At 69.1% G+C, this 23,133-nt stretch carries 18 protein-coding genes and 3 pseudogenes; 12 read left to right on the top strand and 9 right to left on the bottom strand.

The annotated features are described in order from the left end of the window. Window positions 1-247: 247 nt before the first annotated feature. Window positions 248-955 (top strand): LuxR C-terminal-related transcriptional regulator, encoded by a 708-nt coding sequence (locus tag ABIA35_RS37720; protein WP_370361129.1) that lies wholly within the window; start codon window positions 248-250, stop codon window positions 953-955. Between the two features lie 99 nt (window positions 956-1,054). Further along, the gene (locus ABIA35_RS37725; RefSeq protein WP_370361130.1) at window positions 1,055-2,326 is read left to right on the top strand and encodes an MFS transporter; all 1,272 of its coding nucleotides are present in this window, start codon (window positions 1,055-1,057) and stop codon (window positions 2,324-2,326) included. 223 nt (window positions 2,327-2,549) lie between these two features. Here ABIA35_RS37725 and ABIA35_RS37730 read toward each other — a convergent pair whose 3' ends face one another. Both ABIA35_RS37730 and ABIA35_RS37735 read right to left on the bottom strand, forming a co-directional pair. Further along, window positions 2,550-4,103 carry a DEAD/DEAH box helicase gene (locus tag ABIA35_RS37730; protein ID WP_370361131.1) on the bottom strand — a complete coding sequence of 518 codons (1,554 nt, stop codon included), beginning with the start codon at window positions 4,101-4,103 and terminating at the stop codon, window positions 2,550-2,552. Between the two features lie 374 nt (window positions 4,104-4,477). Beyond that, window positions 4,478-4,681 (bottom strand): cold-shock protein, encoded by a 204-nt coding sequence (locus tag ABIA35_RS37735; protein ID WP_370348031.1) that lies wholly within the window; start codon window positions 4,679-4,681, stop codon window positions 4,478-4,480. A gap of 1,027 nt (window positions 4,682-5,708) precedes the next feature. On the opposite strand from ABIA35_RS37735, the gene ABIA35_RS37740 reads away from it, so the two are divergent. From ABIA35_RS37740 to ABIA35_RS37750, 3 genes and pseudogenes are all read left to right on the top strand, one after another. Continuing rightward, on the top strand, window positions 5,709-6,035 hold the full coding sequence (locus ABIA35_RS37740) for a MerR family transcriptional regulator (protein WP_370361132.1): 327 nt from the start codon (window positions 5,709-5,711) through the stop codon (window positions 6,033-6,035). 62 nt (window positions 6,036-6,097) lie between these two features. Beyond that, a pseudogene (locus tag ABIA35_RS37745) lies at window positions 6,098-6,869 on the top strand (Crp/Fnr family transcriptional regulator); the annotation flags it as partial. Window positions 6,870-6,903: 34 nt separating this feature from the next. Further along, entirely contained in the window at window positions 6,904-7,032 is a 129-nt protein-coding gene (locus ABIA35_RS37750) for a hypothetical protein (RefSeq protein WP_370361185.1), read from the top strand. Between the two features lie 109 nt (window positions 7,033-7,141). On the opposite strand, the gene ABIA35_RS37755 is transcribed toward ABIA35_RS37750, so the two are convergent. Next, entirely contained in the window at window positions 7,142-7,639 is a 498-nt protein-coding gene (locus tag ABIA35_RS37755) for a DUF1269 domain-containing protein (RefSeq protein WP_370361133.1), read from the bottom strand. A gap of 434 nt (window positions 7,640-8,073) precedes the next feature. On the opposite strand from ABIA35_RS37755, the gene ABIA35_RS37760 reads away from it, so the two are divergent. From ABIA35_RS37760 to ABIA35_RS37775, 4 genes are all read left to right on the top strand, one after another. Beyond that, entirely contained in the window at window positions 8,074-8,631 is a 558-nt protein-coding gene (locus tag ABIA35_RS37760) for a SigE family RNA polymerase sigma factor (protein WP_370361134.1), read from the top strand. Between the two features lie 61 nt (window positions 8,632-8,692). After that, complete coding sequence (locus ABIA35_RS37765; RefSeq protein WP_370361135.1) at window positions 8,693-9,598, top strand: hypothetical protein; 906 nt, start codon at window positions 8,693-8,695, stop codon at window positions 9,596-9,598. A 516-nt stretch (window positions 9,599-10,114) separates the two neighbouring features. Then, entirely contained in the window at window positions 10,115-10,636 is a 522-nt protein-coding gene (locus ABIA35_RS37770) for a hypothetical protein (RefSeq protein WP_370361136.1), read from the top strand. A gap of 848 nt (window positions 10,637-11,484) precedes the next feature. Beyond that, entirely contained in the window at window positions 11,485-13,596 is a 2,112-nt protein-coding gene (locus ABIA35_RS37775; protein ID WP_370361137.1) for a glycoside hydrolase family 27 protein, read from the top strand. 321 nt (window positions 13,597-13,917) lie between these two features. Here the strand turns inward: ABIA35_RS37775 and ABIA35_RS37780 are convergent, their stop codons facing one another. Beyond that, the gene (locus ABIA35_RS37780) at window positions 13,918-16,461 is read right to left on the bottom strand and encodes a collagenase (protein WP_370361138.1); all 2,544 of its coding nucleotides are present in this window, start codon (window positions 16,459-16,461) and stop codon (window positions 13,918-13,920) included. Between the two features lie 116 nt (window positions 16,462-16,577). Then, window positions 16,578-16,919: a LysR family transcriptional regulator gene (locus ABIA35_RS37785; protein WP_370361139.1), complete on the bottom strand. Its 342-nt coding sequence runs from the start codon at window positions 16,917-16,919 to the stop codon at window positions 16,578-16,580. A 133-nt stretch (window positions 16,920-17,052) separates the two neighbouring features. On the opposite strand from ABIA35_RS37785, the gene ABIA35_RS37790 reads away from it, so the two are divergent. Continuing rightward, window positions 17,053-17,556, top strand: coding sequence for a transposase (locus ABIA35_RS37790; protein WP_370361140.1), 504 nt, complete (start codon window positions 17,053-17,055; stop codon window positions 17,554-17,556). Between the two features lie 79 nt (window positions 17,557-17,635). On the opposite strand, the gene ABIA35_RS37795 is transcribed toward ABIA35_RS37790, so the two are convergent. The 3 genes and pseudogenes from ABIA35_RS37795 to ABIA35_RS37805 form a co-directional block, all read right to left on the bottom strand. Next, complete coding sequence (locus ABIA35_RS37795) at window positions 17,636-18,730, bottom strand: winged helix DNA-binding domain-containing protein (protein ID WP_370361141.1); 1,095 nt, start codon at window positions 18,728-18,730, stop codon at window positions 17,636-17,638. Window positions 18,731-18,737: 7 nt separating this feature from the next. Continuing rightward, window positions 18,738-19,769: an aldo/keto reductase gene (locus tag ABIA35_RS37800; RefSeq protein WP_370361142.1), complete on the bottom strand. Its 1,032-nt coding sequence runs from the start codon at window positions 19,767-19,769 to the stop codon at window positions 18,738-18,740. 115 nt (window positions 19,770-19,884) lie between these two features. Continuing rightward, window positions 19,885-19,971: pseudogene (locus ABIA35_RS37805) on the bottom strand (VOC family protein); the annotation flags it as partial. A 98-nt stretch (window positions 19,972-20,069) separates the two neighbouring features. On the opposite strand from ABIA35_RS37805, the pseudogene ABIA35_RS37810 reads away from it, so the two are divergent. Further along, window positions 20,070-20,186: pseudogene (locus ABIA35_RS37810) on the top strand (transcriptional regulator); the annotation flags it as partial. 108 nt (window positions 20,187-20,294) lie between these two features. Further along, the gene (locus ABIA35_RS37815) at window positions 20,295-21,803 is read left to right on the top strand and encodes an MFS transporter (RefSeq protein ID WP_370361143.1); all 1,509 of its coding nucleotides are present in this window, start codon (window positions 20,295-20,297) and stop codon (window positions 21,801-21,803) included. Window positions 21,804-21,858: 55 nt separating this feature from the next. Here the strand turns inward: ABIA35_RS37815 and ABIA35_RS37820 are convergent, their stop codons facing one another. Next, complete coding sequence (locus tag ABIA35_RS37820) at window positions 21,859-22,638, bottom strand: SDR family NAD(P)-dependent oxidoreductase (RefSeq protein WP_370361144.1); 780 nt, start codon at window positions 22,636-22,638, stop codon at window positions 21,859-21,861. Between the last annotated feature and the right edge of the window lie 495 nt (window positions 22,639-23,133).

A 23,133-nucleotide genomic window follows, 5' to 3' on the forward strand; every position in this document is an offset into this window, starting at 1 on the left:
GTTCGCAATCGGGGAAGTCCGCAGCGCTTCGGGCGTTGACCGAATGGTCATGATTCGAGTTAATGCACACGTCGGCTGCCCGCACTGGTCCAGGCCACCTGCGGCAGAGCCGCTGCCGGATCGGGCCCGGCGGCGGCGCGCCACAGGCGTTGGCGCACCCGGCTTCAGGCGAGCGAGCCCGGGCCACGGGGGTCGCAGGCGCACCGGATCCGCCCATCTGGGAGGGGTTGCATCGATGTTCGGGGGCGTGAATGTCCCCATGGCGGAATTGGCGGCCGCCATGGATCCGACCAACAGTCCGGACCTGGCCGCACGGCTGCACGCGGCCGTCGACGCCGTGCTGGGGCGGTACGACCGGGAGCACGACCTGGCCCGCGCGGACCGGGAGATCCTCGACTGCTTGGACGAGGTCGAGGAGTCCGTCCTGAAGAACCCGCCGGAGACCGGGCAGCTGCTGCAGATCCGCAGGATGCCGCGCCAGACGCCGAAGGCGGTCGGCACGCTGGTCGCCGGGGCCGACTGGGTGGCGGCCGACCCGTCGGCGCCGGCGGGAACCCGGCAGCAGCCGGGGGTCGAGGTACGCACTCTGCCGGGGCTGACGACCTGGATGGCGGTGATCGACTCGGCAGCCGTGGTCCTGCCCAAGCGCCACGACCGGACGGGACGGGAGCGTACGGTGTCGCGGTCGCCGGCCGTCGTCGCCGTCGCCACCTGGGCGTTCCACCACGCGCAGATCGCGGCGGCCCCGAGCCTCAACGGCGGAACGCAGTTGTCCCAACTGGAGGTGCGTATCCTGCGTTGCCTGTCGGCGGGGTTGAAGGACGAGCAGGCCGCGCGCCGCTTGGAGATCTCGGTCCGCACCTATCGGCGGCGGGTGACGGCCTTGTGCGACCGGCTGCACGCCTCGAGCCGGTTCGAGGCCGGGGTGGCGGCCGCCAAGCGCGGGCTCGTCTGAGGCGCGGCAAGGTGTCGATCAGGGCGCCGGGGTGGCGGATCCCGGGTGCGCCCGCGCGCCCTCTGGTCACAGGGCACTGCGATTGCTATGCACATGAGCGTGAACCGACACGAAGGATCCCTTGCCGCCCGCGCGGGACTGCGGGTCCTCCGGCTGTTCGGGCTGCCCGACGTCCCCGCCGACATCAGACCTCTGATTGCCGCGACGGCGGTCCAGGGACTGGCGACGTCGGGCTTCTCGGCGTACGTCACGATCTGGGCGATCCAGCGGCTGCACGCCGCGGCGGGGGCCGTGGGGATCGCGCTGTTCATCCGGGCCGCGTCCGGAATCGGGTCCGGCTACCTGGGCGGACGGCTGTCCGACCGGCGCGGGCGGCGGCCGGTGATCATCGCGAGCTGGCTCGCGCAGGCGGTGTGCATCGCGGCGTTCACCCTGGCCGGGGACCACGTGCTGGTCGGGCTGGCCCTGATGGTCGCCTTCGGCCCGCTCGGCCCGCCCGGCAGCGCGGCGTCCTCGGCGCTGATCGCCGACGCGGTCCCGCCTGGCGAGCGCAAGTCGGCATTCGCCTCGATGCGGGTGCTGCGCAGCATGTCGGTGATCCTGGGACCACCCGGCGCGGCGCTGCTGGTGGCGGTCGGCGGCTGGCCGGCGATGTTCGGCGGACTGGCCGCGTTCAGCCTCGCCGCGGTGCTCATCGCACGGGTGCTGATCCACGATCCGCCGCGCCGAGACCACGACCACGCCGCTGCCGACAAGCGGGCAGCCGACCGGGGACTGTGGCGCGACGGGACGTTCCTGCTGTTCCTGTCATCCATCACGCTGATCACGCTGACCCTGGCGGCCACGGACCGGTTCCTGCCCGTGGCCGCCGTGTCGTCCTATCACCTGCCGGTCTCGGCATGGGGCGCGCTGGTGGCGTTGAACCCGGTGTTGATCGTGCTGTTCCAGGCCCGCGCGACCCGCCTCGGCGACCGGCTGCCGCGCCAGGCGCTGGTGATCGTGGCGGCGACGCTCACCGGCGGACCGTTCCTGCTGTTCCTGCTCGACACGTCGGCGGCGATGATCGCGGCGGTGGTGGTCCTGTCGACCTTCGGCGAGATCGCCTGGACGCCGACCGCCCAAGCGCTGGCCGCCGACCTGGCCCCGGCCCCCCAGCGCGGCGCGTACCTCGGTGCTTTCGACGGCTCGGTGTCGCTGGCGTACGCGGTGGGGCCGTTGGCCGCACTGGAGATCCATGCGAACGCGAGCGATGCGGTGGTGTGGTGGAGCGGGGCCGGGGTGGCGGCGGCAGGGGCGGTGCTGGCAGCGGTGGCGCTACAGCGGACGCCGGATCCGCAGGGAGCAGATGACGCAGTGGTCGCAAGAACCTGATGCTGTGCTGTCCGGTACGGGAAAAGCCTTCTCAGCAAAGTCGCGCCTGAGAGTGTGCCTGGCGCGTGGGCGGAGGTGTGCGGGGTGGTGCTCCATCACCTCCTCGGGCGACCGGCCCCGGCCCACGCGGAACGCACGAATGGCAGCCTGGGAGGCCATCTCGGCCGAGGGCCGTCGGCGGCCTACCGCTGCGCCCGCGGCGGACGCTGGATGGAAACCGGCTTCAGGCGGCGGCTCGAGCGGGTCGTGGCGCCTGGGTGCGGGATGCGGCGTTTGCCTGCGTGGTACGGGTCGCGTGCGCGGGGCGCCTCCGCCGGTTGCGTCCTGCGCCGGTGGCACCGTTGTACCGGGGGCGTTCGATCACTGGGTTGGGGATCGTGATGGCGATCCCGGTGGGGACGCGGGCCCCGGTGATGTCGGCGAGTTCGGCATCGCCGGAATGGACATGGGCGGTGTGCGGGGTGATGCCCGCGGTGGCCATCATGCGGGTCACTTCGCGGCGCTGGGTGGGCAGGACAAGGGTGACCACGGTGCCGGATTCGCCGGCGCGGGCGGTGCGGCCGCCGCGGTGCAGGTAGTCCTTGTGATCGGTGGGCGGGTCGATGTTGACGACCAGGTCCAGGCCTTCGATGTGGATGCCGCGGGCGGCGACGTTGGTGGCGATCAGCGCGGCCACCTGGCCGTTGCGGAACTGGTCCAGGGTGCGGGTGCGCTGGGGCTGCGACTTGCCGCCGTGCAGGGCCGCGGCCTTCACGCCGCTGGCCAGCAGGTCGCGCACGAGGCGGTCGGCGCCGTGGCGGGTGTCGGTGAACATGAGCACCCCGCCATCGCGGGAGGCGATGTGGGCCGCGGCCGTGCTCTTGTCGCTGGTGCCGACGTGCAGGAGGTGGTGCTCCATCGTGCTGACCGAGGCCGCCGAGGGGTCCACCGAGTGCGTCACCGGGTCGCTGAGGAACCGGCGCACCAGCCGGTCGACGTTGCGGTCCAACGTCGCCGAGAACAGCATCGTCTGCCCGCCCGGAGCCACCTGGTCCAGAAGCTCGGTGACCTGCGGGAGGAAGCCCATGTCGGCCATCTGGTCGGCCTCGTCCAGGACGGTGACCCCGACCTGGTCCAAGTGGCAGTCGCCGCGCTCGATCAGGTCCTTGAGACGCCCAGGTGTCGCGACGACGACCTCCGCGCCGCGCTGGAGCGCCTGCGCTTGGCGGCTGATCGACATCCCGCCGACGACCGTCGCCAGCCGGAGCCGAACCGAGTGCGCGTAGGGCGTGAGCGCCTCGGTGACCTGCTGAGCGAGCTCGCGGGTGGGGACAAGGATCAGAGCCAGAGGCCGCCGGGGCTCAGCCCTGCGTCCGGCAGTGCGGGCCAGCAGCGCCAAGCCGAAGGCGATGGTCTTGCCCGAACCCGTACGGCCACGGCCCAGTACGTCGCGGCCGGCCAGCGAGTTCGGCAGGGTCGACGCCTGGATCGGGAAGGGCTGGGTCAGCCCCTTGCGCACCAGAGTCTCCAACAAAGCGCTGGGCATGTCGAGCTCGTTGAAAGCAGCGACGGCGGGCAGCGCGGGCGTGGTACTGACGGGAAGGGCGAACTCGCCCTGCCTGGCAGAGCCCTGGCGGCCTGACCGGCCGCCGCCGGAACGGCGGCCGCCTTCCGGCGAGCGGTACCCGCCCCGGCCGGAGCCGCCATCGGACGAGCCGGAGCCGGAGCCCGAGCGGTAGTTGGAGCCGGACCACGGGTTGGAACTGCGCTCGGCAGAGGAGCGACTGGAACGGATCATGGAGTGGACCTTCCTCGAAGGGCGCGTGTCGAGGAAGGTCCGGGCCGCGGCGCAGCCGCGGGGAAACCATCACGAACGAGCCGGAAAAGACGTGGAGCGTGGGCGGTCGAAACGTTCGGCGCGCCACCTACGGTCGGCGCACGCCCACAACGACAGGGAGTGGAGAAACCTCGAACCGCACTCGGAACACGAGGAGAACAGTTCGGTGGGCGCGCCCCAGATACAGCGCGGGGCGCGTGGTGGGGGCCGGTCGCCGGTGGCGGAGCCGACGGCCCTGACGTGCCGGGCCGGATGGAGCTCAGATGGGGTTCTTTGCCCGAGCCGGGCGCGAGCACGGCGCAGGAAAGATCTTCGCGGCAGTCGCCGCGGGAAAATCAGATCGGGCGGATGTTCTCGGCATGCGGGCCCTTGGGGCTCTGCGCGATGTCGAACTCGACCCTCTGGCCCTCAAGCAGCTCGCGGAAGCCGTCGGCGCTGATGTTCGAGAAGTGGGCGAACACGTCAGGGCCGCCACCGTCCTGCTCGATGAAACCGAAGCCCTTTTCCGCTTTGAACCACTTCACGGTACCAGCAGCCATATATGCGTTCTCCTTGGTGGGGTCTGTGCCGAAACCCGCGCTGCGCGCGTTTCGCGCCGCCGCGATGACCTCCAGCCCGGAAACAGCACCGGGAAAACAAAGATGCGCCTGTCAGCTACAACCGGCAGGCGCACACAAGTACATGGGAACCACAACTGCAACAGCCATGACTGTAGCATCCGCGGGCTCCATCGGGGCGTGTCTTCGACAGAAAGTCGACCACGCTTTGCCGCCGCAGTGGCCAGGGGCTGTACATGGATCCCAGTGTGGCCGGGTATCCCGCGACCGCCTCGCAGGCGATCTCCCTCGCCCAGCGCACCGGACTCCGCCGGCCGCGCGCCACCTGATCGGCCTACACGATCCGGGCGCCCGCGTAGCAGCCCGGTGGAACTGGCGGGACTGCGCCCTCCGATCCCCGCAGGCCGCTATCGCACCTGCTCAGGCCATATTCGGCAGGGCGAATCTCGGCAACACTCCGCGCGTGAAGGCCACCTCACGACACCACACCTCCGACGTCGACGGGCGAAAATCTACCGCGACGGGAGTAGACATACGCCACCTACGTGGGTAGTGTTCCTGTCGTAACCACAGCAAGCGAAGACACGCGGCAGACACGAACTGGCGCGAAGCAGTGGCAGGACGGCAATGGGGTTCCGGGGCCAGCAGTGCTGGTCGGCGCCGGAGCCGACGGCCGGGCCAGATGAGGCCCGGGGCTGCCGAGCAGTACCACAAGTGAAGAAGCAGTAACCGATTGGCAGGACACGAAGAAAAGAGGAGCGAACACCATCAGGATCGCCCAGGCGCAGGTCAAGTCTGGGTGGGCAGGTCAATCCCCGGATGGGAAGGTGATTTCCGGTCACTCGTCCGAGATCCCCGCTGTCGGCCGCGTCACGCGGCCCCGCGGAAACAGTAAGCCGGTGTTTTCAGCCGGTAGGTAGATGGTGTTGAACCCCCCCAGGGCCCGGTGCCGTACGGCACCGGGCCCCTCCTCGTGTCCTGCCACCAGAGCAGACTTCAAGAGGTGCATGTGCCAGGCAGTACCGGCTCCACCCCGGCCGACCGGCTGGACGACGACGATTACCCCGCCTACACCATGGGCCGGGCCGCCGAGATGATCGGCGCCACCCCCGCGTTCCTCCGCGCGCTGGGCGAGGCACAGCTGATCACCCCACTGCGCTCCGACGGCGGCCACCGCCGCTACTCCCGCTACCAACTGCGCATCGCCGCACGCGCCCGCGAACTGGTGGACGCCGGAACCCCCATCGACACCGCCTGCCGCATCATCATCCTGGAAGACCAGCTCGAAGAAGCCCAACGCCTCAACGCCCAGCTCCGCGGGACCGACAACGAGTGACCCCGGCCGCCCCGGGACCCGACCACGGACTGGCGCTGGTGCTACATCGACGAGGCCTTTGTATGAGTACCGCAACCGAGACGCCGGACCTCGACGGCGCGTTCCCCCGGCTGACCGACTCGCAGATCGCCGTCCTCGCCGCACGGGGCGAACGCCGCCCGGTCCAGGCCGCAGATGTGCTGTTCCGGGCAGGGGAACCTGTCGGCCACTTCTTTGTCGTGCTCGCCGGCCTGGTCGCGATCATCGACGACTACGGCGCGGACGAGCGCGTCGTCCGGGTGCACGGTCCGGGCCGGTTCCTGGGCGAGATCGGGCTGTTGGAAGGTCAGGCCTCGTTCCTGACCGCGGTGGTGCGCGAACCCGGCGAGGTGCTGGCGGTCCCCGTGGCCGAGCTGACCGGACTGCTGGCCCGCGAGCCCGAGCTCGGCGACCTGGTGCTCCGGGCCTATCTGAACCGTCGCTCGCTCCTGCTCGGGGAGGGCACCGGACTGCGGATCATCGGCTCGGCGTACTCCCCGGACATGCGCCGGCTGCTGGCCTTCGTCGCCCGCGACCGTCTCCCGCAATCGTCTCCCGCATCGCTGGATCGACCTGGAGCAGGACAGCGGCGCCGAGGCCCTGCTGCGCAGGTTCGGGGTGGCCGCCGCGCAGACCCCGGTCGTGATCTGGGGCGGCGACAAGGTGTTGCGCAATCCGACCAACGCGCGCGTGGCCGAGCTGGTCGGGCTGCGGGCGCCGATGCCGCAGGACGCGGTCTGCGACCTGCTGGTCGTCGGCGCCGGCCCGGCCGGACTGGCCGCCGGCGTCTACGGCTCCTCCGAGGGCCTGGCCACGGGCCGGAGAGATCTTGCATTGCCACCCCAACACCGTGCGCTGCCGGCTGCGACGGGTTCAGGACCTGACCGGACGGGTCCTGTCGGATCCCCACGGCATCGCCGAGCTCGCCGCTGCCGCCTACGCGGTGCGTCTCGCCGACAAGTCTCCCAAGTCAGCCTGACGCCACGGCAGCCGAGGCCTGCGGTATCGAGCGGGCCTGGGCCACCGTGCCACGCAACGGAGCGATGACACGACGGCCTGGCCTCAACCCGATCAGCACACAGGTGTGCTCAGTCCGCGGAAACACTCTTGAGCTCGGCCTCGAATGCCTTGAGGTCGGCCACCTCGAGCTTCTTGATCTGGTGCGCCGTGGACTTCAGTGCCGTGGTCAGCGCGTGGTCGATCTCCGTGGTGCTGATCACGACCAAGCCGGCCTCCCCGGCATCGAGCCACTCGCCGAGCTCCTTCAGGTCGTCCCGGAACAGCCCGTGCCACAAGTGCCCGACAAGGCCGCCGGCGGCCGCGGCGACCACAGTGCTGACGATGAACGCCGGCGGGAAAAGCACCCCCACCAAGGCGCCCACAGCCGCACCGTGCCAAGCCGAATGGGCGGCCGTGTGCTCGTGGCGGCGCACATGAACCTTCTGATCGGCCTCCTTCGTCACCACGGCCGCGTCGTAGGTCCGCAGCACCCCGTCGCCGTAGAGATCACGCACAACCTCCAGGTCGGACTTGGCCGCCTGCTCGTCGGCATAGGTACCGATGTAGACGTAGATCGGTTCTGACATACCTTCACTTCCTCGAAATCGGGCGGGCTCTGAAGCACACGGGAGGTGCCGAAAAGCTCGACAGCGCCCTGTAGGCACAGCAAACGAAGAACAGGCCGTGATGGAGAATCAGGCCACATCGTCCCCGGCCCCGGGCGTGCCTCGATCGTAGGTATGCGCCCGACCCGACGTCATCGGCGCCGGCCACGCAATCCTTTGGACACCGCGACAACAGCCTCCGAAGCATTCCGCCGGACCCCCAGCAGCAGCCTCCGGGCATGCGGAGACTGCGTCCCGGCTTCCACCTGAATTTCAGAGAGCCTAAATATCATCCACGCGGCCGACGACGACGGCTTCCACAACATGATCACCGCCTTCCCGCCGCGGTCTCGCGGACGCGGCGGCGATCGAACATCGCGTGCCACAGTTCACCATCCTCACGGCGTTGATCGGATATGAGGTTCATACAGCGCGGGAGTCGCGGCCCGACGGAGGCCGACGACACGCCCCTGGATTTCCAGGCGTTCGTCGCGGCCAGCGGAGCGCGGCTGTTCCGTTCCGCCTGCCTGCTCACCGGTGGGGACACCCATGCCGCCGAGGATCTGGTGCAGGAGACCTTCGGGCTGCTGTATCGGCGGTGGCAGCGCGTCTGCAGGGTGGACAACCCGGTCGGTTACGCACAGACCACCCTGGTCAACCGGTTCGTGTCGGGGCGGCGCAAACGGAGCAACACCGAGCTCCCCGCAGGTACCGGCGGGTTCGGCGACGTGGCGGATCGGCCTGACCGCGGTGACGACGTCGCGCTCCGTCTGGCGTTGCTGGCGGCGTTGCGGTCGCTGCCGCCGGTCGACCGTGCCGTGCTGGTTCTGCGGTTCTGGGAGGACCTGACCGTCGCGGAGACCGCGGCGCGGCTGAACCTGTCCGACACGGCCGTTCGCTCCCGCTCCTCCCGCGCGCTGGCGCGGGTTCGTGACCGGCTCGGTGGCGATTTCGCCGACCTGGCGCGTTCCTGAGCCACTTCATCAGCACCGGTCTGACACGAGCACTGATCCGCAACGAGAGAGGTGTACTTCCATGTCCACCGACCACTTTCAAGACATCGACCACGATCGACCGGACGGCATCGCCGAAGTGATGCGCGAAACCGCCTACTCCTTCGACGCGCCGGCTTCCACCGCGCTGCACGCCGGTGCACTGGCCCACGCGCGGCGCCACCGGCGCCGCTCCGCCACCGCCGGGACTCTGGCCGCGGTCGCGCTGGTAGGCGTCGCAGGAGCCGTCGTCACCCAGATCCCGACGCACGGCGGGGTGTCTGGCTCGTCGTCGACCGGGCCGGCCACGGGCGCTCCCTCGACATCGGGCTCGAGTCCGAGCCCGGACCACTCGACGTCGCCGACGACCGCGGCCCCGCCGAAGCACGTGACAGCGGCTGAAGGGAAAGCACTCGCGTACTTCGTCCTCAACACCGCGTTGGGCGCCCTTCCGCCCGGCTCGCATCCGGTCAACACGGGATTCGGCGCGGGCGGCACGAAGATCCCGGACGGGAAGCATCTGCCCGTCAACGGCGCTCCAGCGGACATCCTCGGCCTCGTCAACGGCACGTGGAACATGGGCACCACGGACGGTCCGGGCGCAGCGGTCGACGTCGCGGTCCGCACCGACGCACTCACCTGCCAGAAGTTGAAGCTGAACCCGCAGGACGTGTGCGCCATCACCCCGTTCGCCAAGGGCGGCGAACTCATCACGTACAGAAGCCGGAAGGATCCCGTAAACCAGACCGGCCCCTACTTCTTGGACTACATCTGGCTGCGCCCAGACGGCGCCGAGGTCGAGGTCAACATGGTGGGACCGTCGGCCTCGCAGTTCGCGTTGACCAGCGACCAGGTGAACGCACTGCTGGCGGCGCCGGGCTGGGACCAGGCCGCCGCGAGTTTGGAGGCCCTCATCGCCGACGCGGCCAACGCCACCGCGGAAAGCTGACGGCGTCGCTTCCCGCGGCCGGTCGAACCAGCGGTGACACAGGGCGCATCCATCTCACCGCCGGTTCAGCTCCGCCTTCATCTGAACCGTTCCGAATTTCGAACGCATACGGTAACCGGTGCAGATCACGGCCAGCGGCCTTTTGTAGCTGCCGACCAAATCCGTTGGCCACCTGAACAAACCCGCCCACGATGACTGGCCGTGAGGAGCCACACCAGGTGCCGTCGTCGTTACACACATAGTTTGAGGCCATGGGACTCGTCGACAAGATCAGGCGATCACGTCGCTGACGACCACTGAGCCCTTGCCAGGGGTCCGCCCCGTCGGCCCGGCCGGCGACCGCCCGGCCGGGCCAGACGTTCCGAGGCGTGAAGCAGGGTCCTGAGTCTCTATCGGCCATGAGGTGTTCGCGTGACGTTCAGTGCCGAATCAGGATTATGCAATGTCACACGTGACAGACTTCCCTTGGCGGACGGCCGGTCCCCAGACCGTCCGCAGTACCGATAAGGAGCCACCATGAAGAAGTCCCTCAGCCTGCTGGCCTCCGGCGCCGCGATCGTCGTCGGCGGCGTGGCCCTGGCCGCCCCCGCCTCGGCGGACGCGAGCACCACGACCAAGTGCAGCGACTGGAAGCTCAACGCCGACCGTTACATCCAGTCCTGCGTCGACATCACCGGCGACCAGGTGCACACCTACGGATTCATCAGCTCGGCTTCGTCGCGCGACAGCGCCGTCGGCATCACCGGCCGGATCGACCCGTTCGGCGCGAGTCTCGGCCGCGGGGAGAGCTCGGTCCAGCTGAACGCCGACACCGTGCTGGTCGACGGATCGACCACCACCGTCGCGGCCGGCACCAAGGTCCACTCCACCATCTACCTGCCGAACACCCCGGGCACCGGCACCCTCGTCGGTCCCGACGGGGCCACCTACGTCGACCCGGACGTCCCGCCCGGCCCGGCCGGCCCCACCGGCCCCGGCGGCGTGCCGAAGCCGACGGTGACCGAGCAGGTCACGGTGTGGGCGTACACGGCCGGCTGAACGATCGAGCCGGGCCGTGATCCGGCTCGGCGATAGCGCGAAGCGGGGCCCGAGAATCCTCCTCGGGCCCCGCTTCGCGTCCTGCCGCCCCACCGCGCCGGAGCAATCAACGGCGACGGATGAGCGCGGGCAGGCAGGACAGCACGGCGCCGGCCTCGACGAACAACGAGACCAGTCCCGAGAAGGCCACCACCCATGGCGCTCGCCGCGATCAGCGCCGCGGCCCACCGCACCGGGCCCCGGCCGTTGACGGTCAGCAACTGCGTCGACGCGACCGCCGACCCTGCGCGCTCAACGGCTCGACAGCTGTGTGATTCGACGTGCCAGCATCGAAGAAGTCCGCGTCGTCGGCGCCGGGCGGTGTCGAGCGAATTCCGTGCTGAGGTCATTGCCGCTCTCCCAGGCGCGAAGGGCTGCCACCAGGATCGAACACGAACGAACAGATCTCGCGCAGACCATCGAAGGTCCGGGCCATATCAATACCGTACCTCGGCCCGGAATCGCTTCCGTCGCTTGCGTGCAATGTTATACGCCATACCCTGCCACCTGGTTCCATACGGTTCATCTCGCCGATATCAGGGCTCGGAGGAGCCCGACCATTGACAGCGCCATATGACATGGTTACCGTCCAGCAACGTTGAGACTTGTTGACAGATGGGTGAACTCGTCGGGAAGACTCAGCCACCGACGAACGCCCCGGCACGCCTCAGGCGAGGTCACAGCTCAGTGCTCGCCCAGCACCGCCAGCTCGCAACCAGCAACTCCCATCTGCCGGTCCCCACTACCTGCCACCTGGAATGAGGCTGTTCATGGCACGAACACGCTCCTGGACACGTCGAAGAACTTCATTGCCGTCCTCAATGGCGGTCGCGCTGCTGCTGGCCGCGATCGGGTCGGTGCCCGCGGCCCACGCCGCCACAACGGTTCCGCGGTCGACCATGACGGCCATCGCGTCCACCACTCCGCCCTTGAACAACGGTCTGGCCCGCACACCTCCGATGGGGTGGAACTCCTGGAACACGTTCGGAACCCAGGTCACCGAGGCGCAAGTGGTCCAGACGATCGACTTCATGTCCGCCAGCGGCTTGGTGAACACCGGCTACAACACCGTGACCATCGACGACGGCTGGTCGCTGAACCACCGCAGCGGTCAGGCCTCTGATCCCGTCAAGACCTCATACGGCGCCCTGCAGCTCTACGGCACCGACGGCAATCCGGTCAGCGGCAGCGACGGCACCGGCGTGGACCCGACGTCCGGGCACCTCATCCCCGATGCGAACTTCCCGTCCCAGGTCGTGAACGGCCAGACGGTCAACGGCGTCGCCTACCTCGCCTGGTACGCGCACAGCAAGGGCATGAAGTTCGGGCTCTACACCACCGACACCTACCTCACCTGCCAGGGGCATCCCGGAAGTCTGGGGCACGAGGCCACCGACGCGGCCGACTTCGTGTCCTGGGGCGTGGACTACGTCAAGGACGACAACTGCCCGGACTGGAGCGGTCCCCACATCGTCGGACCGGACGGCCACGACTACGGCCCGCAAGGCGAGGGCAAGGAACTGACCCAGTCGATGTACGCCCGGATCCAGACCTTCCAGAAGGCCCTCGACGCGGCCTCGGCCGCTCAGGGACGTCCCAAGGTCGTGGTGAGTGTCTCGGCCCAGCCGCCCCACACCGGCGTGCCGTTCCTGGAGTCGCCGAGCGATCCGGCGCGCTCCGACTCGGTGATCGCCGCCGCCGGGACGCCGCAGTACGACGCCCCCGGTGACGCGCCGACCGGCGTCTGGTGCGGGCAGGTCGCGAATCTGTGCCGGATCGGCGGCGACCGGAGCAGCGATCTGAACGGCGTGCTCTACAACGGCCAGTTGGGCACCGCGCTGCAATACGCCGCCAACGTCCGGCCCGGCTCGTGGAACGACATGGACATGATGTTCGCCGGGTGGAACGACCCCTACGGCGACTACGGGGTCACCGACACCGATCCTGGCCACAAGCCGTTCACCGATACCGAGTCCCAGACCGAGATCTCCATCCTGTCGATGATGGCCGCCCCGCTGATCACCGGCGCCGACCTGCGCAGCGCGGCCGACTCCCAGCACACCGACCCCTCCACCGGCCAGACCTGGACGACCGGGATATCGGCCTCCAATCTGGCCCTCTACGAGAATCCGGACGTCGTCGCCGTGGATCAGGACTCGCTGGGCGTGCCGGCGACCCTGGTGGGCGGGCCGCCGTCTCCGACGCAGACCGGGCCCGTGACCCTCGAACGCCGACTCGCGGACGGCAGCACCGCCGTGCTCCTGATCAACCAGGACCCGGGCACCTGGCAGTGGATCGCCCCGACCGCGGCTTCGCTGGGCCTGACCGGGGGCAGCTACACGTACGAAGACCTGTGGACCAAGGCCACCGGCACGCTCACCGGTTCCGGAACCCTGGGCGGATGGGTCGCGGCGCACGGCGTCAGCATGTACCGGATCACTCCGACGGCCCCGGCGGCGCCGCCGTCCATCGTCGGCGACGGCGCGTTCCACGGCATCACCAACGTGGCGGCCGCCGGCGACGCCCTGGAGGTCGCCGGCGGGTGCGCCGCCCCGGCCAACGGACCCGTGGATATCAACCCATGGGTATCCAGTCACTGGTCGGAGTCCTGGCAGTTCATCCCCAACGCGGACGGGACGGTCCGGATCTACGACGCCTGCAACGGCTACGGCGGCTCCCAGGAATTCGGCACGCTCACAGCACCGAACTCGGCCGACGGCCCCGTGACGGATCAAAACGCCTTCGATCCCACGAACTCCCACCAGAAGTGGTTCGTCACGCAGTCCAACGGAGTCCTGACCATCACGAACGCCGCGACCGGCGGCGCCTTGGCAACCGCCGCGGCCTCAGCCGGGTCCGCGGTCGTCCTGGTCCCCGGCAACACCTCGGCTACCAGCCGGCAGTGGACGGCAGTCAGTTAGTTCCCACACCGTGCAGGGGTGGCGGCACGATGCCGCCACCCCTGTCCCCCTGTGCCGACTGCGACGGCCCGGTCCGTCGAGGCGATCAGGGCAGGCTGGTCGGCGCACGCCCGACACGGCGACGCCGCGGTGGAGCCGGCCCTGTGGTTCGCATGGAGCTCGTTCGGGTCGGGTCAGGGTTCTGTCCAGCGCGGCTGGATGACCTCGATACCGAGGAGTGATCAGGCGGGCGTCTTCACCGTCAACTCCTCGGCCCGGGCCTGGCCCGACGCCGCCACCGCGTCGGAGGCGGGTGGCGGCGTCGCTGAAGGCTTCTGTCGGTCAGTACCGCGTCGAGACGCTGACTCCGTTGAACGACGTGGCCGCGTACAGGCTGATGTAGCGGTACCCCGCTGTCGTGTTCGTGACGGTGATGCTGTGATCGGTGCCGCTACCGGTCGACTTCGCCGTGTGGGTCTGCTTCGTCGCCCATGTGTCGGGGTCGTAGTAGAGGTCCACGTCGCCGGTGCCGCCGCTGGTGGCGAGGTTCAGCGTCGTCGTTCCGGCGGGGAGGTAGATCCACAAGTAGTCATAGTTGCCCGCGGTCTCCGACTGGTTCCCCCGGGAACAGTTGCGGTCCATCGCCTGCGGGTTGGCCGACGGGCACGGCGGCGTGGCGGCGCCGGTCACCGTGACGTTCTGCGCGATGGTCGAGCTGAGCCCCTTCGCGTCGTCGACGGTGAGCGCGATCGTGTAGGTGCCGGGGGCAGGGAAGGTGTGCGTCGGGTTGGGGCCGTCGGTGGTGGAGATGGTGTTGTCGCCGTAGCTCCAACGCTCGAAGTTCAAGGGGCTGCCTGTGTCGGTGGAGACGTCGGACAGGTGGACGGACAGGCCGTCGGCAATAGAGGTGAAGGCTGCGGTCGGTGCGCCGGAGACCAGGCACGCACCGGCGGCGCAGGCGTCGAGCCAGGCGTCGAAGTCCGTGTCGTACTCAGTGCCGATCGAGTTGTAGACCGCGTATCCGCCGGCGAAGTCGCCGACCCGGAACCTGGCCAGCATCGCCTGGACGTCCTCGGGGTGCTTCTCCAGCATGTACCGCACCGCCAGGTAGCCCCAGGTGTAGGTGCGGTCGCTGGTGGTGTTGTCGTAGGTGGTCTGGAACAGGGTGCTCAGCGAGAAGGCGTGCTGGCTCGCCTCGCTGATCGCCTGGGTGTTGTTGATGCCGCGGTAGGTGTAGGAGACGTACTCGGCCTCGCCCTCGACCCACCAGATGTCGGGGACCGAGATCTCCTGCTCGAAGGTGCCCTTGATGTCGTACTCGCCCTGCAGCAAGTGCGTGTACTCGTGGTTCAGATTCCACACGCTCGCCGGGAAGCCGTCGCCGGGGAACTTCACGTACATCACCGAGATCGGCTGGTTGGCCGGGTCGGTGAGGTCGCCGCTGAGTGTCTCGCCGCCGTTGTCGGTGTCGTTGCCGAACAGCGCCGTGGAGTACATGGTGTAGTCCCACTTGGTGGCGAAGACCGCCAAGCGCAGGTTCGTGTCGTACTGCCCGGCGATCGGACCGTTGTCCTTCACCAAGGCGTGGTAGAACGCGTCTTCGCCTTGCAGGCTGGTGCAGGCCGCGGTCAAGTCCGCGGCAGTCATCGCCTGCGCCAGGATGGTGCGCGTCGTGCCGCAGGGGTAGGTCGTCGGCAGGATGGCCGCCTTGAGCGTGGCCGTGTAGTCGCAGACGTTGAACGTCCCGCAGTCCGCGTTGTCGACGTAGTCCACGACGATCGCCGCCCGAAGCCAGAGCGGCCCGTTCGGCCCGGGCAGCGGCGAGACCGCCAGCAGATGCGCGGTCAGCGGACGCACCTTGGCCTGCAGCGCCGGGGTGTCCAGGAAACGCACGGTCTCGGCGGCGGCGTTGGTGTCCAGCGCGTAGTTCGCGCCGGGAAGCAGGGCGGTGTTGTTCAGTGCGAACGTGTCGAGCGCGTCGATGATGCTCGGGTCCGCGGTGACCGCCGCTATGTACGCGGGGAAGAAGTGGCCGCGATAGATCGGGGTGAAGACCGCGTTCACCGCCGTGTCCATGCTCGGGAAGGCATCGTAGGAGCTGGTGTAGCCGCTCAGTATCCGCTTGTAGACGCTGATATAGCGGGCTTGCAAGTCGGCGCTGTCGCTGAGAATGACGATGTTGCCCAGGACGTCGCCGTTGGCGGCGCTGACGTCTGTGGAGTGGCGGGCGGAGAAGAAGGCGTCCAGGCCGGTCTGAACCGGATCGGCCAGGGTCGGGCCGTACGTCCCGACCGCGGCGGCGTTGTTGTACTGCACGTAGTAGCCGGCGGTCAGGAACAGACTGAGCTGCCAGATGCCGCTGGAATCATCGCCCCGGTAGCTGCGCGCCGCATTCTCGAACGCGTTCGCCACGGCCGTCATCTGCGACTCGTTGAAGACGGCGGCGGCATCGGAGCCGGTGAGCGAATACAAAGTGTTGATGCAGTCGGTGGTCGAGCTCTTGACATAGGCCGCCAGCTTGGCGCCGTTGCGGCTGCCGAAGTCGGCCGCGGTACAGGATTGCGTACTCGGCGTCGTGCCCGCGGGTGCGGCGGAGGACGCGGCGTCCGGGCCGGCCGGACCCGCCGGGTTCGTCACCGCCAAGGACGTGGCGGCGCCGATGGCGATCGGCGGCCCGGGCGGCGACGGCTTGGCAGCCCGGTGGCCGTCGGCCTGCTCCGGATCTGTCCCCGTCGCGGCGGACCCGCTCGGCGCGGGAGCAGCCGCCGGGGCGGCGTTCGGCCTACCCGACGCGGCACCGGCCGGGCCGGCGGCCAGCCCGACCGACGCGGCGCAGACCGCGAGGCCCAGGGCCAGGATTCTGGGCAGGGCGGATCGGTGGCGCATCAAATGCTCCTTCGTGAATTGGTGGGGATGCCACGCGAAACGATCAGCGCGGGGTGTGCCATGAAGCTCTCATCCGCACGAGGCGCTGACAATGGAGTGCGCGATAGAACAACTGCCTACGCGCGATAACACCGAGAAGCCTCACGTCGCGGTCGGTATCTGGAGCAGTGCGCGGTTCGGCCTTCCGCCTTGACGGAACGGTTGGCGCGCGGCCCCAGTGCGTCCATGCGGGCCGGCACGTCACGCGCCTGGGCCACGATCTCGGCGCCGAGGGCGGTCGGCGCGACGCCGACGCTGCTGCGGGCGAACAGCGGCTCCCCGAAGTACAGCTCTATACGTTGGAGTTGGGTAGTCAGCGCCGGCTGAGAGTATCCCTGAGCAGCGGCGGCACGGCGCAGGCTGTCGGTGTCGGCTATAGCGCACAAGGTGCGCAGATGGCGAACCTCCAGTCGCTCCATCAGCTCTCCCGCATCGGATTCGGTGCTATCACGGCGCCTGGCGAGGACTTATCGGGGCGCCGCTACGTGGACCAGCCACCCACGCCGGGCCGCCCATCCCGGCCGGGTGCCAAACCGGGTGGGGGGCGGGCGGATGGCTGAACCAAGGAAGTACCCGGACGAGCTGCGTGATCTCGCGGTGCGTCTGGTCCAGGAATCCGGCCGCCCGACCGCACACGTCGCCGACGATCTGGGCGTGCATCGCGAGGCGCTGCGCGGCTGTGTCCGCCAGGCTGCGGCCGATCGCGGACAGAGGCCCGACTTGCTGTCCACGACCGAGTATGAGGAGCTCAAGCGGCTGCGGCAGCAGGATCTCGACGGCCGACGTGCTGAGCCTCACCGGCTTGCCGTCAGGGGCCGTCGTGGCCGTGACGTCGGCGGGGACAAGGCAGATCCGCGCCGCATAGGTACCCGCGGTGTTGTTCTGCGCGGTGATAGCCAGGCGATACGCACCAGTGGCCAGATTACGCACAGCTACGCCTTGGCAGTCGTATCTACGGGTCACGAGAGAGAGTTCGCGTCGAAGAGCCGCCATTCCAAGTTCTCGGTGTTCGACGGGCACGACTGGAGGCCGACGAAGATGCCCTGGCCGGCCTGAACGGTGAAGGTGTAGTCGTCCTCCGCCGACGAGGTCTCGAGGTTTCCGACCCGGTCGCCGCCATGCAGGGGCGTGGTCGTCAGTTTTCGGTGTCCAGGCGGACGTGCTCGATGTCTTCGTCCAGGAAAAGGATCAGGTGCTGGGCTTCGGCGCGGACGGCTTCTGCTTCCAGGGCCGTGAGGGGACGGAGGGGGGCGATGCGAAGCCGGCGCTCGCGCACGGTCCAGGTGGCGGAGACGCGTCCGTCGACGACGACCACGCGATGGCCCGCGACGGACAGACCGAGGTGGGGGGTATCGATGATGCGGCTGCGATCGTGGTAGCCGAGGATGGCGTTGTCGAAGGCCGGTAGGAAGCGGACGGGGGCCGGGGTATCGGGGTGGGGGCGAGGCGCGTCGGGCAGGTCGAGGAGTTCGCGGCCGCGTTCGTCGCGGAAGGCGACGAGTCCTTCTCGGGAGGCTTTGACCGCGGCGGGAAGACCGGCAAGCCCACACCAGGCGCGGAGGTCCGCGCTGGCGGCGGGCCCGTAGGCGGCGAGGTAGCGGTGCAGCAACTGCTGCCCGACGGGATCGTCTCCGTCGGTGGGCAGGGGATCGATGTCCCGGTTCAGCCAGGCGGCCAAGGGCAGGTTGTGTACGCCGGCGTTCTGGTGCCAGAGGCCGCGAGGCGGGAGTTGGGCCATCGGGATGAGGGCTGCGACGAGCAGTTCGCCCAGGACACGGCGTGGTGGGCCGGGCCAGCGGTCTTCGAGGGCTTGTACGAGCTCGCTCATAGTGCGGGGCTGCCCGTCGGCCATGACCGCCCGGCCGGCGGCGGCGACCTCGTCCACGTCGATGCTGCCCAGTTCGCTCCGGTAGGTGCCCAGCACTCGCTGGCGCAGCATGCTGTCGTGGCGGGCTCGCCAGGACAGCGCGTCGTCAGAGGTGACGAGGTGCACGGTGCGGCGCATCAGGTGGGTGCGCACCACCGTGCGGCCGGTCAGGGCGTCGTCCAGGTGCTCGGGTTTGAAGTCGGCGAGGCGCGACCACAGCCCGATGAACGGTTCCTGTGGCTCTTGCGCCTGCAAACCGCACAGGTGCGCCACTGCCTCGGGTACGGATGTGCCGCTGCGCGTGAGCAAGTGTTGGCGGGCGAGGGTGGCGCGGTTGAGGGCGCGGCTGTCGAGGATGGTCATGGCGTTCTCAGGCTGCGGCTCGCTCGTGGGGCGGGCGTCGGCGCAGGTCCGTGCGGGTCAGGGAGAGCGGTGTGTAGGAGACGTCCAAAGGGTTGATGTCGGTGCCGGGCGGGACGATCGCGTCGATCTTGTCGAGGATGTCGTCGCCCAGGGTGAGGGTGGCTCCGGCGAGCAGGTCGTCGAGCTGGTCCATGGTGCGTGGGCCGATGATGGCGGCGGTGACGTCGGGGTGGCTGGTGGCGAAGGCCATGGCCAGGTGGGTGAGGGGGTGGCCGGATTCTTCGGCGAGGGTGAGCAGCTGCTCGACGGCATCGAGTTTGCGTTCGTCGGTGAGGTGCCGGGGGACCCAGCGCATGCGGGCGTTGTCGGGCCTCGGGGCGTTCTTGCGGTAGCGACCGGTGAGCAGGCCCATGGCCAGCGGACTCCACACGAGGACGCCCAGGCCGTAGCGGCGGCAGGCGGGCAGCACCTCGCGCTCGATGCCGCGGTTGAGGATGGAGTAGGTGGGCTGCTCGGTTCGCAGACGATGCAGGCCGCACCGCTGAGACACCCACTGGGCTTCGACGATTTCCGAGGCCGGCAGGTTGGAGGAGCCGATCGCGCGGACCTTTCCGGCCCGCACAAGGTCGGTGAGCGCGGAGAGGATCTCCTCCACGTCGGTGTCCGGGTCGGGGTGATGGATTTGGTAAAGGTCGATGCAGTCGGTCTGCAACCGCTTCAGCGAGCCCTCGACCGCTTGCATGACCCAGCGCCGCGAGCTGCCGCTGCGGTTGGGGCCCTCGCCCATATGCCCGTTGAACTTGGTCGCCAGCACGACCTCCTCGCGGCGTCCCTTGAGGGCCTTTCCGACGATCTCCTCGGTCTCGCTGTAGCCGTAGACGTCGGCGGTGTCGACGAAATTGACGCCGGCGTCGAGCGCGCGGTGGATCATTCGCACGCACTCGTCCTGATCCGGATTGCCGATCTTGCCGAAAACCATGGTGCCCAGGCAGTAGGCGCTCACTTCGATCCCGGTCCGTCCCAGCTTCCGCATTCGCACGGCGACCTGTTCCTTCCACTGCTGCTGTACGTGTTTGGTGGGTGCGTCGTCCGGACGGCCCGCGTTTCTGCGGCCGCCCGGACGACGCAGGTATGTCGGTGTCGGGCCGGCTGGTTCAGCCGGTGTACGGGGCGGCCCCGTCCAGGACCCAGGTGACGCCGAAGCGGTCGGTGAGCATGCCGTACAGCGGCGTCCCGGCGGCCGCCGTGACCAGGAGCGATGCCTCCCGAACGGCTCGTACACCACCATGACAGAGGTAGAGGACAGGCCGTGTCCTGTACTGCGGCGAGGATGGATCTCATGCAGAAGCCCTCCTCCCGGCTGCTCGCGCTGTTGTCACTGCTTCAAACGCACCGTGACGGGCCTGGCGGGGAACTCACCGAGCGCGACATCACCTCGCCCGCTGTGGGCCGTGACCACTGGTGCACATTGCCTGGCTACGAAATCGAACGTGCGATCCACGGGAGCGGCAACCTTCCGCCGGGCCGTCGCGCAGGATCCTCCTCGGCCACATAGCTTGGTTTCGTGAAGTCGCCTCAGACTCCTGCTGCTGAGCCTGCCAGCGCAGGGCTGCGCTACGGCACCGGCCCGGGCCGGTGGGTGCTCGCCGCGACCGTGCTCGGGTCGGCGCTGGCGTCCATCGACGCCACGGTCGTCGGGATCGCACTACCGGCGATCGGACGCGACTTCGGCGTGGGACTGTCTGCGCTGCAGTGGGTGGTCACCGCCTACACCCTCACCCTGGCCGGCCTGTTGCTGGTCGCCGGTTCGCTGGGCGACCACTACGGGCGCAAACGCTTCTTCGTGATCGGCGTGATCTGGTTCGCTGTGGCCTCTGGTCTGTGCGGGGTGGCCCCGGACGCCCCCACGCTCATCGTCGCCCGCGCGCTGCAGGGAGTGGGCGCGGCGCTGCTGACGCCGGGCAGTCTGGCGATTCTGGAGGCGTCCTTCACCCCGGAAGACCGCGGCAAGGCGATCGGGGCTTGGTCCGGGCTCAGCGGCGTGGCCAGCGCGATCGGGCCGTTTCTGGGCGGCTGGCTGGTGCAGGCAGTCTCCTGGCGGCTGATCTTCGCGATCAACCTGCCTCTCGCCGCGCTGGTCGTCGTGCTCGCCCAGCGCCACGTCCCGGAATCCCGCGATCCGGCCACCGTCGGGACCCGCATCGACGTGACCGGCGGCGCGCTGGTCACTCTCGGCCTTGTCGGCCTGACCTACGGGCTGATCGAGGGGCCGTCCGGCCACTGGGGCGAACCCGGCCCGCTCACCGCGCTGATCGGCGGGGTGCTGCTGCTGGTCGCCTTCGTCGGGTGGGAGCGGCGCGTTCCCGCGCCGATGCTTCCCCTGTCGCTGTTCTCCTCGCGGCAGTTCTCGGCGACCAACGCGGTCACCTTCGTGCTGTACGGCGCACTCGGTGGCGTCCTGTTCCTGCTGCCGATCCAACTGCAGGAGGTCTCCGGCTACACCGCCCTCCAGGCAGGCATTTCGTTGCTGCCACTGACAGCAGTGACCCTGGCGTTGTCGGCCCGCTCCGGCGCACTGGCCGCGCGGATCGGTCCCCGGCTGCAGATGAGCGTCGGCCCGTGCCTCGTCGGCCTGGGCTTGATGCTGCTGGTCCAGGTCGACGCCACTGGCACCTATGCGACGCAGGTGCTACCCGCCGTGCTGGTCTTCGGCCTCGGCCTGGCCGCCACCGTCGCTCCACTGACCGCCACCGCGCTTGCCGCTGCGCCGGCCAGCCAGGCCGGCGTCGCATCCGCCGTGAACAACGACGTTGCCCGCACCGCCTCGCTGATCGCGGTGGCGGTTCTCCCCGCGATCGCCGGGATCACCGGTGCTGCGTACCTGCACCCGGCTGTGTTCTCCCATGGTTTCCATAGGGCTTCGCTGGTTTCGGGAGCGCTGTGCGTGCTCAGCGGCCTGATGGCCGCGGTGCTGATCCGCAACCCGCGACCCGCCGCAGGCGCGCAGGCGCCCTCGGAGGCGTACTTCAGCCACTGCGCGCTGGACGCACCACCCCAACGAACGCGTGTATGAGCTCCTGGGCTCTGTTGGCAGCGCGGACGGTTCCGCAGCAGTGCGCGCCGCGGTCTCACCAAGTCGGGATCAGGCCGCCGTCGATCCGGAAGTCAGCCCCGGTGACGTTCCCCGTCCTCGGGCCGGCCAGCATGACGGCCAGGTCTGCGACTTCCTCCGGCCGGGTGAACCGGCCGGTCACGGTCGCGGCGGCGGCCGCGGCGGCGACGTCGTCGGGCCTGACCCCGGTGGACCCGCTCACCACGTCCGCCACGCCGCCCTTGCCGAGCCACAGATCGGTGGCGACCGGCCCGGGACTGATCGTATTCACCCGGATGCCCTTGGCGCCGACCTCCTTGGACAGGGCCTTGGAGAATGCGGCAAGCGCGGCCTTGGCCGCGCTGTAGTCGATGACCATCGGGTCGGGGAAGGAGGAGTTGACTGAAGCGATGTTCACAATCGACCCCCCGCCGTTGGCGAGCATGAGCGGAAGGGCGGCCCGTGTGGTGCGGACGGCAGCGAGCAGGTTCAGCGTGAGTGAGTCCAGCCACTGCTCGTCGGTGACGGACAGGAATCCACCAGGCCGGGGCGGCGCAGCCCCGACATTGTTGACAAGGATGTCAAGAACGGGACCAGCCCGCCCCACCAACAGGGCAGGTCCGTCCGTGGTGGCCAGGTCAACCTCCACCGCTTCCAGCCTGTCCGTCTCGGCCAGGCGGGCCAGGTCTGGGCTGGCGCTCCGAGTACCGGCGACGACTCGGGCTCCGGCGGTTGCCAGGGCCCGCGTGATAGCCAAGCCGATCCCGCGGCCCGCTCCGGTGACAACGGCGGTTCGTCCGGCAAGTTCGGACTCCATGGATCTGTCCTTTCGCCGGTTCAAGAATCGCGCAGCCGGTGCGTCGGTGCCACATCGCGAAATCCGGCAGCCGGCTCGCGGCCGTACCGCGATGGCTGCCGAGATCCTGTGCGGCTCGGAATTACGAATCTGGGGTTGACCTGCCTTTCTCCGCCGACGAGCGTGAGGTGCGGTCGGGCTGGAATCTGGTACTCGTGGGTGCGTCCTGTCGTAGTGCAAATCCGACCTGCGGAGTTCAATAGCCCTGCCGTGACGTCGACCTGGGGTTTTAGGCCGCGGCATCGTATTCATTGATGAGGCCGCCGAGGATCTTCGCTCGGGCGATCCGTTGGGCCGGGAACGGTATGACGTTCGGGTAGTCCATCGGCTCACGCAAGCCCAGACCGGCACTTCGATGGGAACGACCGGCGTTGTGTGTGCCACGTGCTGCAGCAGGACAACCCGCAGATGTTGGTCACCGACGATGAGCATCCGATCGGTGCGATCGTTGGAGTC

It is taken from the genome of Catenulispora sp. MAP12-49 (assembly GCF_041262705.1).
GTDB lineage: Bacteria > Actinomycetota > Actinomycetes > Streptomycetales > Catenulisporaceae > Catenulispora.

Bases quoted from the DNA above. Each gene is read 5' to 3' on its own strand.
- ABIA35_RS37795 (WP_370361141.1), bottom strand. From the start codon at position 18,730: ATGACCATCCTCGACAGCCGCGCCCTCAACCGCGCCACCCTCGCCCGC.
- ABIA35_RS37785 (WP_370361139.1), bottom strand. From the start codon at position 16,919: ATGGAGCGACTGGAGGTTCGCCATCTGCGCACCTTGTGCGCTATAGCC.
- ABIA35_RS37730 (WP_370361131.1), bottom strand. From the start codon at position 4,103: ATGATCCGTTCCAGTCGCTCCTCTGCCGAGCGCAGTTCCAACCCGTGG.
- ABIA35_RS37770 (WP_370361136.1), top strand. From the start codon at position 10,115: ATGAAGAAGTCCCTCAGCCTGCTGGCCTCCGGCGCCGCGATCGTCGTC.
- ABIA35_RS37820 (WP_370361144.1), bottom strand. From the start codon at position 22,638: ATGGAGTCCGAACTTGCCGGACGAACCGCCGTTGTCACCGGAGCGGGC.
- ABIA35_RS37780 (WP_370361138.1), bottom strand. From the start codon at position 16,461: ATGCGCCACCGATCCGCCCTGCCCAGAATCCTGGCCCTGGGCCTCGCG.
- ABIA35_RS37735 (WP_370348031.1), bottom strand. From the start codon at position 4,681: ATGGCTGCTGGTACCGTGAAGTGGTTCAAAGCGGAAAAGGGCTTCGGT.
- ABIA35_RS37790 (WP_370361140.1), top strand. From the start codon at position 17,053: ATGGCTGAACCAAGGAAGTACCCGGACGAGCTGCGTGATCTCGCGGTG.
- ABIA35_RS37760 (WP_370361134.1), top strand. From the start codon at position 8,074: ATGAGGTTCATACAGCGCGGGAGTCGCGGCCCGACGGAGGCCGACGAC.
- ABIA35_RS37755 (WP_370361133.1), bottom strand. From the start codon at position 7,639: ATGTCAGAACCGATCTACGTCTACATCGGTACCTATGCCGACGAGCAG.
- ABIA35_RS37765 (WP_370361135.1), top strand. From the start codon at position 8,693: ATGTCCACCGACCACTTTCAAGACATCGACCACGATCGACCGGACGGC.